The organism is Blastococcus sp. SYSU DS0617 (genome assembly GCF_054051075.1).
Genome location: NZ_JBJHAO010000010.1, coordinates 45,412 through 57,652 on the forward strand (window position 1 = coordinate 45,412; position 12,241 = coordinate 57,652).

Genomic DNA, 12,241 nt, shown 5'->3' on the forward strand with positions numbered 1-12,241 from the left:
GTCGCACGGGCGACGGGGGCTGCGGCGTGGAGCACAGGCGGGCGGATCAGACCTGCTTGTCGGCGGGGCCGGCGGTCGGGCCCTCGTCGGCGCCGCCACCCGAGGTGAACGGCTGCGGCGTGTTCGTGATGTCCTCGCTGGCGCTGTCGGCGCCGTCGCCGTCGACGAACTGGGCGTCGCGGACGCCCATGTCCGACTCCGGGGGAGCCGAGTCACTGGTCGTGTCGGCGGTGGAGACGGTCTTTCCGGAGAAGCTGTCGGAACTGGGCACGGGGTCCTCTCGGTAGCTCGGGACCGGGCCGTCGCCGGCGGGCGCGGGGGTCCAGTCGTCCTCCTGCTTGCGCCGCAGGAAGACGAACGCGGCCGTACCCAGCGCGAGGGCCAGGAACACCCACGGCCAGCGGCGGCGCGGCTCGGGCTCCGCGCCGGCCCTCCGCTTCACCGTCGCCGCGGTGGCCAGGGCGGCCTTCTCGAACTCGCGGTGCTTCCGGCCTGCGTTCTTGCGGGCCTTCTTCGCGGCCTTGCGTGCCTTGCGCCCGGACTCGGCGGCGGCGGCGGCGAACTCGGCCCGCCGGGCGTCGAGCTCGCTACGGGCGCTGTCGACTCCGGCGGCCAGCGTCTCGCGAGCGCTGTCCAGCGCCGGCGAGACGACGTCGCGGGCGGCGGTCACCCGCGGGGTGGCGTAGGCCAGGGCGGCGACCTGGGCGGCCTCGAGCCGGGGCGCGACGTCGTCCCGGAGCGCCTTCTGCCTCATCTGGGCCGCCTTCTGCGCAGCCTCCACCCGGGGCGCCAGGTCCGCGGCGGCCTTGGCGGCTGCCGCCTGGGCGGAGGCCACGGCGGCTGCGGCGCGGGGACCGGCGGCGTCGAGGTGCGGAGTCAGCGCGTCGCGCGCCGCCTCCACACGGGGGGCGAGCGTGTCGCGGGCGGTCGCCACGGCCGGAGCCGCGGCGGCGACCGCGGCGGCGACCTTGGGGACGACGGCCACCTTGGCGGCCTCGTATGCGGGTGTGGCTGCCTCGCGGGCAGCCGCCACCCGGGGGCTCACCTGCTCAGCTGCGAGACGGCCGGCCTGGGTGGCCGCCACCCCGAGGTGGGTGAAACCCTCCTGCAGTTCGGCGCCGATGACCTGACCGCGCGTCTTCTTGCGGAACACGAGCTGCACCCTTCGTTCGTCCTCGTCCTGTGCTCTCCCCTGTACCTCAGGAAGAGTCCTGTGCTCTCCCCTGTACCTCAGGAAGAACGATCTTGAACATCTACGACAGACTACGGCCGGTGGCAGCCGAGCGCAGCCTTCGGCCGAGCCCTGTTCTCGGCTGCGGGCACCCTCCGGTACGCCTCGGCGTCACTGACGATTCCATTTCCCAGGACGACGGAAAGGCCCGGTCCGGGAGATCGATCTCCCCAGCAGTCGTTCGCCATCCGCAATTGCGCTCCGGCCTGGCTGGACATGCCTTCCCGGTGTCCGCGGCCGATGAGCAAGCGGCGCGAGCTTCCTGACGACGACACGTCTCGTACGCCCCTCGTGCCGCCCCGCCGGGCGACCGGAATCCTCTCAGGGCTCGGCATTCTTGCATCGGGAAGCGGATGGGTATTCCACTCGACGCGCAGAAGGTCAGCCGCCGGAACGCCAGCGGATCGTTGAATGCAATGTTCATGTCGGCGATAAACGCCGAGGAATGTGATACAAATCCGTCGAGCAGTAATCGACGTGAGGAGCACACCATGGCGCAGACCACCCGCGTTCTGATCGTGGACGACCTGGACGGAAACGAGCTTCCCGAGGGCCAGGGCCAGACGGTGACGTTCGCGCTGGACGGCACCAGCTACGAGATCGATCTGAGCAAGAAGAACGCCGACAAGCTCCGTGCCGACATCAAGCGGTATGTGGACGCTGCCCGCAAGGTCAGCCGTCGGGGCTCGGTGCCGGGGCCGCGCAAGAGCCGCGAGGACAGCAGCGCGATCCGTGAGTGGGCGAAGAAGAACGGCCACGAGGTCAGCGAGCGCGGGCGCATCCCGACCGCGGTGATCGAGGCGTACGAGGCGGCCAACTAGCCCACACGCTACGAGGAATCCCTCCGGCTGCCCCTGTGGCGGTCGGGGGGATTTCTTCGTTCCAGGGCAGTCGTGGCGTCGGTGCAGAATGCGTCCACGGCGTCATGCCTCGACGAGCACATGCTTCGGCCGACTGCCGTTCCCGCCCAGCCGGGGAAGGTCAGGGCCGAGAATCGCCTGACCTGATTCCCCACGGAGCGTGACCGAGTGCCTGGAAGGTGGTCGTTCCGTTCGCGCCCGGCGCACCCGCACGCGGGGTGACGGGATGTCCTCAATTCCCGGTCATCGCTCGTCGACCATCCCGCCCGCTCCGGACGGTGCGCCGACCTCCGACGCCCCCGTGGGAGGGCGAGCGGGCGCCGGGATGGCTAGCGTCGCACCGTGCAGCTCCGCATCTTCACCGAACCGCAGATGGGCGCCACCTACGACGACCTGCTCGCCGTGGCCCGGCGCGCCGAGGAGACCGGCTTCGACGCCTTCTTCCGGTCCGACCACTACCTGACCATGGGCGGCGACGGCCTCCCCGGTCCCACCGACGCGTGGCTCACCCTGGCCGGGCTGGCGCGGGAGACCAGCCGCATCCGGCTCGGCACGCTCATGACGGCGGGCACCTTCCGGCTGCCCGGGCCGCTGGCGATCTCCGTCGCCCAGGTCGACCAGATGAGCGGCGGCCGGGTCGAGCTGGGCATCGGCTCGGGCTGGTTCGAGCGGGAGCACACCGCCTACGGCATCCCCTTCCCGTCGCTGGGCGAGCGCTTCGACCGGTACGAGGAGCAGCTGGCGATCATCAGCGGGCTGTGGAGCACGCCCCCGGGGAAGACGTTCGACTACACCGGGCGCCACTACCGGCTGGCGGACTCCCCGGCGCTGCCCAAGCCGGTGCAGGCCGGCGGGATCCCGATCCTCGTCGGTGGTGGGGGCAAGAAGCGCACGCCGCGGCTGGCCGCGCGGTACGCCGCCGAGTTCAACGTGCCGTTCATGTCCGCTGCGGACAACGCCCGGCTGTTCGCGGGCGTGCGGGAGGCCTGCGACGAGGCCGGCCGCGACCCGTCGTCCCTGGTGTACAGCTCGGCGCTGGTGCTGTGCGTGGGCAGGGACGAGGCGGAGCTCGCCCGGCGGGCGGCCGCGATCGGCCGCGAGGTGGACGAGCTGCGCGCCCACGGGGTCGCCGGCACGCCGGCGGAGGCCGTCGACATCCTCGGCCGGTACGCCGAGGCGGGGGCCCAGCGGGTGTACCTGCAGGTCCTCGACCTGGCTGACCTCGACCACCTGGACCTGGTCGCCGCCGAGGTCGCGCCGCAGCTGGGGTGACCGAGGTGCTGCGCGGGTGACCCCGCCGGCACGAGCCACGCCCGTGCCGGTCGGGTCCGCCGCCACCCCTGCGGAGTAGCATCGCCCGCGTGACCAGGCGGCTCCTGCTTGCCAGGCCGTGCTGACCTCCAGACCTCCTGTCAGCACGGCGACCCCTCCTGTGTGAGGGGTTTTTTGATGTCCGCCGCCGGTACGAGTCCCCGGGAGCACGAACGATGAGCCAGACGGCCGACCAGCCCAGCGTCGAGCAGGTGGCGGGAGACGTACCCCCGCACCGGTACACGCCCGCCCTGGCCCAGCAGATCGAGCTCTCCTGGCAGGACCGCTGGGAGGCCGACGGCACCTTCCACACGCCCAACCCGACGGGGCGGCTGAGCGCGGGCTTCGAGCGGGTCGCCGACCGGCCCAAGTTCTTCGCGATGGACATGTTCCCGTACCCCTCGGGCGCCGGGCTGCACGTCGGCCACCCGCTGGGCTACCTGGGCACCGACGTCACCAGCCGGTTCCGCCGGATGGACGGCGACAACGTGCTGCACCCGATGGGCTACGACGCCTTCGGCCTGCCCGCGGAGCAGTTCGCCGTGCAGACCGGGCAGCACCCGCGGATCACGACCGAGGCCAACATCGCCGCGATCAGCGCGCAGCTGCGCCGGCTGGGCGTCGACCACGACCAGCGGCGCACCTTCGCCACGATCGACCCGGGCTACTACAAGTGGACCCAGTGGATCTTCCTGCAGATCTTCGGCTCCTGGTTCGACGAGGACGCGAACAAGGCGCGCCCGATCGAGGAGCTGGTCGCGGAGCTCGACGCCGGCACCCGCGAGCCCGCCGCCGGCACCAACCCGTCGGGCCGGCCGTGGGCGGAGCTGGACGAGCGCGAGAAGAAGGCCGTCGTCGACGCGCACCGGCTGGCCTACCTGAACGAGGCGCCGGTCAACTGGTGCCCCGGTCTGGGCACCGTGCTGTCCAACGAGGAGGTCACTCCCGACGGGCGCTCCGAGCGGGGCAACTTCCCGGTGTTCCGGCGCCCGCTCAAGCAGTGGATGATGCGGATCACCGCCTATGCCGACCGGCTGCTGGCCGACCTGGACCGGCTGGACTGGTCGGACTCGCTGAAGCTGATGCAGCGCAACTGGATCGGCCGGTCCACGGGCGCGAGGATCCGGTTCGGCGCCGGCAGCGAGACGATCGAGGTCTTCACCACCCGCCCCGACACCCTGTTCGGCGCCACCTACATGGTGCTGGCGCCGGAGCACCCGCTGGTCGAGACGCTGACCGCTGCCGCCTGGCCCGACGGCGCCGACGAGCGCTGGACCGGTGGGGCCGCGAGCCCCGCCGAGGCGGTGCGCGAGTACCAGCGGCAGGCCTCCCGCCGCTCGGAGCTGGACCGTCAGGACGCCGGCCGGGAGAAGACCGGCGTCTGGCTGGGCGTCACCGCGGTCAACCCGGTGAACGGCCGCGAGCTGCCGGTGTTCATCGCCGACTACGTGCTGACCGGCTACGGCACCGGCGCGATCATGGCGGTCCCCGGCGAGGACCAGCGCGACTGGGAGTTCGCGAGGAAGTTCGGCCTGGAGATCGTGCCCACGGTCGAGCGGCCCGAGGGCTTCGACGACGACAGCGGCGCGTACACGGGCCCGGGCCGCATGATCAACTCCGCCAACGACGAGATCTCGCTGGACGGCCTGGACAAGGCCGAGGCCATCGAGCGCATCACCGCGTGGCTGGTCGAGCGCGGTGCCGGCGAGGCCACCACCACCTACAAGCTGCGGGACTGGCTGTTCAGCCGGCAGCGGTACTGGGGCGAGCCGTTCCCGATCGTCTACGACGAGGACGACCGCCCGGTCGCCGTCCCCACCTCGATGCTGCCGGTGCTGCTGCCCGAGGTCGACGACTACTCGCCCAAGACCTTCGCCGACGACGACGCCGACTCGGCTCCCGAGCCGCCGCTGTCGCGCGCCACGGAGTGGACGACGGTCGAGCTGGACCTGGGCGACGGTCTGAAGAAGTACCGCCGCGAGACCAACACGATGCCCAACTGGGCGGGCTCCTGCTGGTACTACCTGCGCTACCTGGACCCGGGCGACGACGCGCGCATGGTCGACCCGGAGCTGGAGCGGTACTGGATGGGTCCGCGCGGCGAGGGCGACACCGGCGGCGTGGACCTCTACGTCGGCGGGGTCGAGCACGCCGTGCTGCACCTGCTGTACGCCCGCTTCTGGCACAAGGTGCTGCACGACCTGGGCCACGTCTCCAGCGAGGAGCCGTTCCGCCGGCTGGTCAACCAGGGCTACATCTCCGCCTACGCCTACACCGACGAGCGCGGCTTCTACGTGCCCGCCGCCGACGTCGTGGAGCGCGACGGCCAGTTCCTGTACGAGGGCAAGCCGGTCAACCGCGAGTACGGGAAGATCGGCAAGAGCCTCAAGAACATGGTCACGCCGGACGAGATGATCGGCGCCTACGGGGCCGACACCTTCCGCGTGTACGAGATGTCCACCGGCCCGCTGGAGCAGTCGCGGCCCTGGGAGACCAAGGCCGTGGTCGGCTCGCAGCGGCTGCTGCAGCGCATCTGGCGGGTCGTGGTCGACGAGCAGAGCGGCGCGGTGCGTGCCGCCGACGACGTCGAGCCGGCCGAGGAGACGCTGCGCGCGCTGCACAGGGCGATCGACGGCGTCCGCGACGGCTACGGCACCCTGCGCTTCAACATCGCCATCGCACGGATCACCGAGCTGACCAACCACCTGACCCAGGCCTACGGGGCCGAGTCGCCGGTGCCGCGGTCGGTGGTCGAGCCGCTGGTGCTGCTGGTGGCGCCGCTGGCACCGCACCTGGCCGAGGAGCTGTGGTCGCGGCTGGGCGGCGAGGGCTCGGTGGCCTGGGCCCCGTTCCCGGCCGCCGACCCGCGCTGGCTGGTCGAGGACACCGTGCAGGTCGCCGTCCAGGTGAACGGCAAGGTGCGCTCGCAGGTCACCGTGCCGGCCGACGCGGATGCCGCCGCGCTGGAGGCCGCCGCCCGCGCCGACGAGAAGATCGCCGCATACCTCGACGGCGCGACGATCCGCCGGGTCATCGCCGTCCCCGGGCGGCTGGTCAACTTCGTGCTGTGACACTGCGATCCTCCGGATCGCACCGCGACCACGTGCCGTCCTGACCTGCGCTGAGCGTCTCCGTCACGCCTGCGCGGACCCCTCCGGGGCCCACTCGGCGCGACAATCCGCTTGCCTGCGGCGGTAGAACGGGCGGGTGACCCCTGCCGATCTCCGCCTGGTCGAGCTCGGGCCGGACGACGCCGCGTTCGCCGCGTGGTGCGGCGTCTGGGCCGCCACCGAGGCCGCCGACCGCCCGGCGGATGCGCCCCGCCCGGCGAGCGACCACGTCGCCCTCGCCCGGCAGCTGGTCGGGCCCGGTGGCTCCCGGGACGGCACGCACCGCGCGGCGGTGCTGGGCGACGACGTCGTGGGGGTGCTGCGGCTGCTGTTCCCGTTGCGGGACAACACGTCGGTCGCCGTCGTCGACGTCGCGGTACACCCGGAGCACCGTCGGCGGGGCATCGGCGGAGCTCTCCTCGAGGAGGCACTGCGGCTGGCCGCGGCGGCGGGCCGCAGCGACCTCATCGCCGAGATCGACGAACCGGGCCCGGACACCGCGGGACGTCTGTTCGCGCTCCGGCACGGCTGGACGTGCGACCTGCTGGAGACCCGCCGCGACCTCGTCCTCCCACCCGACGAGACGCGGCTGTCCGCCGTCGAGGCCGAGGCCCGGCAGGCGGCGCGCGACTACGAACTGGTCGCCTGGCGGGACTGCACCCCGGACGCGCTGCTGGACGACCGGGCGGTGCTCGAGGAGCGGATGAGCACCGACGCCCCGCACGGGGAGCTCCCGGTGGGGGAGGAGCGGTGGGACGGCGCCCGGATCCGCGAGTACGAGGCCTCCACCGTGGCGCGTGGGCGGACGGTGCTCTCTGCCGGCGCGGTGCGGGACGGCAGGCTGGTGGCGTTCACCGACCTGCACGTGCCGCTGGCCCGCCCCGAGCACGCCCGCCAGGGGGCCACGCTGGTGCTGCGTGAGCACCGGGGCCACCGGCTGGGGGCGCTGGTCAAGGCGGCCGCGCTCCGGGAGCTGCGGACGTCCTTCCCGCAGGCGCGGCGGATCACCACGTACAACTCCGAGGACAACGCGCCGATGGTGGCGGTGAACCGGGCGCTGGGTTTCGAGCCGGCCGGGCAGGTCTCCACGTGGTCGACACGGTGGGGTGCGGGCGGGCCCGCGGGGTGATCCCGGCGGTCAGCCGGCGGTGGCGGGCACGCCGGCCAGCACGGCCCGCATCGCCGTCTCCACCGGGTCGATCGCCTCGGCCACGGGGACGTCGCGGCCCAGCTCGGCCGAGAGCGACGTGACCCCGGCGTCGGGGATGCCGCAGGGCACGATCGAGCCGAAGGCGCCGAGGTCGGGATCGCAGTTCAGCGCGAAGCCGTGCATCGTCACGCCGCGGGCGACGCGGATACCGATGGCGGCGACCTTCCGCTCCGGGCGGTATCCCTGCCCCGGCTCGTCGGCGGGCAGCCACACGCCGCTGCGGCCCTCGACCCGGCCGGCGGTCACGCCGAGCTCGGCGCAGACGTCGATGAGCGCGCCCTCGAGCCGCCGCACGTACGCGACGACGTCGACCGGGTCGGGCAGCGCCACGATCGGATAGCCCACCAGCTGGCCGGGGCCGTGCCAGGTGATCTTCCCGCCGCGGTCGACGTCGACCACCGGGGTGCCGTCGGCCGGGCGCTCGTGGGCCTCCGTGCGCTTGCCGGCCGTGTAGACCGACGGGTGCTCGAGCAGCAGGAGCGTGTCCGGCCCCTCGCCGGCGACCCGCCGCGCGTGCATCTCGCGCTGCATCTCCCAGGCCCGCTCGTAGGGGACGACGCCCGCCCGGATCACCTGCAGCTCGGTCATGGGACCAGCCTAGGCCCGGCGTCCGACATCGGGGGCGGCGTCAGGGCGACGTCGGCCCGCCCGCGGGACGGAGCCGGCGCAGCACTGCCCGGGCGGTGCGGGCGCCACTGGCCATGGCGCCCTGGATGGAGGGGGTGTCGCGGTGGTCGCCGCAGACGAACAGCCCGTCGCCGAGATCCACGGGGCGACGCAGCTCCAGCGGCGGCAAGGCGGCCGGCTGCGCGCGGGGGACGGTCACGGTGGTCAGGTGGGTCAGCTCGCTGGTGGCGATGCCGTGCGCGCGGGCGACCTCCTCGCGGACGTCGGGCTCACGGGTGTGCTCCAGCGTGGAACTCGCGACCAGCGCGCGGCCGTCGGGGCTGTAGCGGGGTTGGGCGTCGGTGAGGACGGCGCTGTTCACCAGCACGCCTCCGGGCCGGCCGAGGACCAGGAGCGGCTCGTCCCACGGCGAGGACGGCAGCACGTGCAGGTGGGTGGTGACCTGCCGCGGTGCCGACGCGGTGAGCCCGGGGAGCAGATCGGCGGCCGTCGTCGGATCGGTGGCGACGACGACGGCATCGGCCGTGACCCGTCCGAGCTCGGTCTCGACCGTGCCGCCTGCGACGCCGGTGACCCGGCAGCCCAGGTGCACGGATCCGGCGGGCAGCCGGTCGGCCAGTTGCTCGCCGACCGACTGCATGCCGCGGGCAGGGAGGCCGATGCGTCCCCGGACGAAGCTCCGCCACAGCAGGTCCAGGTAGCGGCTGGAGGTCTCCAGCCGGTCCTCGAGCAGCACCCCGGCGAGGAAGGGGCGGAGGAACCGGTCGAGTGCGGTGCCGGCCAGGCCGGCACGGTGCAGCGCTTCCGCGGCCGTGCGTTCGGGGGCCGCGAGGAGCCGCGCCACCGGGAGGTAGCCGGCCCGCGCCGAGAAGGCCGCGAGCGCCGCCTTCTCCCGCAGCGACCCGATCGGCGCCGTGGCGGTCGCCGGCAGGGCCGTCGGCCGGCTGCGCGGGTCGACGACGCGATGGGCCCGGCCGTCCACCCACACCCGGGCGCCGGTGAGGAACCAGCCCATCCCGAGAGCGTCCACGTCGAGGTCGGCCACCCGCGGGTAGCCGGTGTTGAGCACCTGGAAGCCGCGGTCGACGAGGAAACCGTCGACCCGGTCGGTCGCCAGCCGGCCCCCGGCGTGCTGGGCGCCCTCCAGCACGTGGACGTCGCAGCCCGCGGCGGCGAGCCGGGTCGCCGCCGCGAGACCGGCCAGGCCCGCACCGATCACCACGACCTCTGCACGCGCGGGCACGGTCACCGCCCCAACCTAGCCAGCGGGCCGGCCGGCCACCTGTGGACAACGGGGACGCCGCCCGGCCGGTCCTGCCTAGGGTCCCGTCATGCCTGTCGCCGAGCCGGTCGCTGCGCCTCCCGTCGTCCCCGGCTACACGGTCCAGGAGCTGCTCGGGCGCGGCGGCTCCGGTGAGGTGTGGCGTGCCGTGCCCCGCCGCGGCGGCCCGCCGGTGGCCGTCAAGGTGCTGGTCGAGGGGGAGCCGGAGCGGCAGGCGCGGGAGGCCGCGCTGCTCGGCGAGCTCGACCACCCGCACCTCGTCCGGCTGGTCGAGGTGGTGCACCAGCCGCGTCGTGGTGGGGCGGCCCGGGTGGCCCTGGTCCTGGACCTCCTCGAGGGCGGCAGCCTCGCTGCTCTCCTGGCCGCGCGTGGTCGGCTGAGCGCCGGCGAGGTGGTCACGGTGTGCGCCCCGGTCGCCGCCGCCCTGGCCCACGTGCACGGCCACGGCGTCGTCCACGGGGACCTCTCGCCCGGCAACATCGTGTTCACCGCCGAGGGCCGGCCGGTGCTCACCGACCTCGGCGTCGGCCGGATCATCGGTGAGACCGCCGCCGCCGAGGTGACCCCCGCCTACGTGGACCCGGCGGTGGCGCGCGGTGGTGCACCCGGGCCGGCGTCGGACGTGTTCGGCGTCGCCGCCGCGGCCTTCCACGCGCTCACCGGCATCGCGCCGTGGAATGCGGCCACGCCGGCCGACACGTTGGTCGTCGCCGCGCACGGCCGGCTGCCCGACCTCGCCGAGCTGGCGCCCGAGGCGCCGCCGGCGCTGCTGGAGGTCATCGGCCGCGGGCTCGCGGCGGACCCGCACGAACGGGGGTCGGCCGCCGCCTTCGCCCTGGACCTCCGGCACGCCTGCCGTCCCGAGCCGGTGTCCCTCACGCCCGGCGCCGCGGTCCGCACCGGCGGGGAGCCGCGTACCGAGCTCACCCACGTCGTCCCGGGACGCCGCCCGCGGCCGGCGCCGGTCGTGGTCGAACGGGCCGGCCGGCTGGAGCGGTGGCGGGCCGTCCTGGCCGATCACCGTCCGGCCGTGCCGGTGCGCGTCCTGGCGGGCACGACGGCGGTCCTCGCGGTCCTCGCGCTCACCGGCTGGCTCGCGGTCCGCTGGGGGAGCGGCGACGGGCCGGGCACGACCGTCGCTGCGGCCACCGCCCCGGCGACGGCCCCCGTCGACCAGCCGGCGGCGGGCGGCGAGCCCGCCCGGCCGGCTCCCGCCCCCGAACCGGTCACCGCCCAGGAGTGGGCCGCCGTCGTCGCCGACCTCTACCGGCTCCGGGCACAGGCCTTCGCGACCGCGTCCCCGGACCTGCTCGGGGACGTGTGGGCGGAGGACAGCCCGCAACGGTCCGCCGACGAGGCACACGCCCGTGCCCTCGCCGGGGCGGGGGAGCGGCTGCGCGGCTTCGCGCCGACCGTCGAGGACGTCACGGTGGTCACCCGCACCGCCCAGCGGGCCGAGCTGCGGCTCACCGACGGCTGGGCCGCCTACGAGGTGGTGGCCGCGGACCAGCCGGAGGGACCGCTCCTGCGCACTGGACCGGCCCGGGCGGCCACGCCTGCTCGCGTCGTGCTCACGCACACCGCCGAGGGCTGGCGCCTCGCGAGCGCCGAGCGGCTCGGCTGAGGTCGGCGGCTCAGTCCCGGCCCAGCGCGCTCCGCAGGGTGTTCTCGAGGTCGGTGTCGGTGAAGGCGTACCCGGAGTCCAGCAGCGTCGCCGGAACGGCCCGCTGCCCACCGATGACGCTGGCCCGGCCGAACTCGCCGAGCCCCGTCGACACCGCGAACGCCGGCACCGGCAGGGGCGTGGGCCGGTGCAGCACGCGTCCGAGCACGCGGGTGAACTCGGCGTTCGTCACCGGCGCGGGCGCGGCCAGGTTGACCGGTCCGGACACGTCCGCGGTCAGCAGGTGGCGCATGGCACCGATCTCGTCGGCCAGGCTGATCCACGGCCAGTACTGCTTCCCGGACCCCAGCCGGCCGCCCAGCCCGAGCCGGAACACCAGTCCCAGCACCTTGACCAGCATCGCGCCGGGGCCGAGCACCAGGCCGGTGCGGAGGAGCACCACCCGCACGCCGGCGTCGGCGGCCGCGACGGTGGCTCCTTCCCACCGGACGCACAGCTGGGCCAGGAAGTCCGAGCCGGGAGGAGCGTCCTCGCGGATCTCCGCCGCACCCGTGTCGCCGTAGTAGCCGATGCCGGACGCGTTGAGCAGCACCCGTGGCCGGGACGGATCAGCGGTCGCGGCGACGGCGAGCGCCTGACTGATCGTGGCCGTGGCGTCCAACCGGCTGGTGACGAGCGCCTGCCGGTAGCTCCGGGTCCAGGGGCGCGGCCGGATGGGTGCGCCGGCGAGATTGATCACCGCGTCGACGTCGCGCAGCACCGCGGGGTCGATCCTGCGGTGCTGGGGGTCCCACCGGTGCTCGTCGGCGGTCCGCGGGGTGCGGCGCACCAACTGCAGCACCTCGTGCCCGTCGGCGCGCAGGGCGGGCACCAGGGCGCCTCCGATGAGGCCGGAGGCTCCGGCCACGGCGATCTTCACGAGCTACCTCCTTCGGTCCCCCCGGACACGGTCAGGGCCCCGGCTTCCGCCGAGGCCCTGATCGAGG

The 12,241-nt window shown here is 74.3% G+C and carries 9 protein-coding genes; 5 read left to right on the forward strand and 4 right to left on the reverse strand.

Annotated elements, in window-relative coordinates:
* Positions 1–46: 46 nt before the first annotated feature.
* The gene (locus ACI793_RS12555; RefSeq protein WP_456606703.1) at positions 47–1,162 is read right to left on the reverse strand and encodes a hypothetical protein; all 1,116 of its coding nucleotides are present in this window, start codon (positions 1,160–1,162) and stop codon (positions 47–49) included.
* 560 nt (positions 1,163–1,722) lie between these two features.
* Between ACI793_RS12555 and ACI793_RS12560 the strand changes: the two genes are divergently transcribed.
* The 4 genes from ACI793_RS12560 to ACI793_RS12575 all read left to right on the forward strand — a co-directional run bounded on the left by ACI793_RS12560 (position 1,723) and on the right by ACI793_RS12575 (position 7,641).
* Positions 1,723–2,052: a histone-like nucleoid-structuring protein Lsr2 gene (locus ACI793_RS12560; protein ID WP_456606704.1), complete on the forward strand. Its 330-nt coding sequence runs from the start codon at positions 1,723–1,725 to the stop codon at positions 2,050–2,052.
* 381 nt (positions 2,053–2,433) lie between these two features.
* Positions 2,434–3,363, forward strand: a complete 930-nt coding sequence (locus ACI793_RS12565) for an LLM class F420-dependent oxidoreductase (protein ID WP_456606705.1) — start codon at positions 2,434–2,436, stop codon at positions 3,361–3,363.
* Between the two features lie 215 nt (positions 3,364–3,578).
* Positions 3,579–6,473, forward strand: a complete 2,895-nt coding sequence (gene leuS, locus ACI793_RS12570; RefSeq protein ID WP_456606706.1) for a leucine--tRNA ligase — start codon at positions 3,579–3,581, stop codon at positions 6,471–6,473.
* Between the two features lie 136 nt (positions 6,474–6,609).
* A complete protein-coding gene (locus tag ACI793_RS12575) occupies positions 6,610–7,641 on the forward strand; it encodes a GNAT family N-acetyltransferase (protein ID WP_456606707.1) in 1,032 nt (343 codons plus the stop codon).
* A gap of 9 nt (positions 7,642–7,650) precedes the next feature.
* Here the strand turns inward: ACI793_RS12575 and lipB are convergent, their stop codons facing one another.
* Together lipB and ACI793_RS12585 are read right to left on the reverse strand one after the other, a co-directional pair.
* Complete coding sequence (gene lipB / locus ACI793_RS12580) at positions 7,651–8,310, reverse strand: lipoyl(octanoyl) transferase LipB (RefSeq protein WP_456606708.1); 660 nt, start codon at positions 8,308–8,310, stop codon at positions 7,651–7,653.
* A 40-nt stretch (positions 8,311–8,350) separates the two neighbouring features.
* A complete protein-coding gene (locus tag ACI793_RS12585; protein ID WP_456606709.1) occupies positions 8,351–9,598 on the reverse strand; it encodes an FAD-dependent oxidoreductase in 1,248 nt (415 codons plus the stop codon).
* Between the two features lie 82 nt (positions 9,599–9,680).
* Between ACI793_RS12585 and ACI793_RS12590 the strand changes: the two genes are divergently transcribed.
* The gene (locus tag ACI793_RS12590; protein WP_456606710.1) at positions 9,681–11,255 is read left to right on the forward strand and encodes a protein kinase domain-containing protein; all 1,575 of its coding nucleotides are present in this window, start codon (positions 9,681–9,683) and stop codon (positions 11,253–11,255) included.
* Positions 11,256–11,265: 10 nt separating this feature from the next.
* On the opposite strand, the gene ACI793_RS12595 is transcribed toward ACI793_RS12590, so the two are convergent.
* A complete protein-coding gene (locus ACI793_RS12595; RefSeq protein ID WP_456606711.1) occupies positions 11,266–12,174 on the reverse strand; it encodes a TIGR01777 family oxidoreductase in 909 nt (302 codons plus the stop codon).
* Positions 12,175–12,241: the final 67 nt, after the last annotated feature.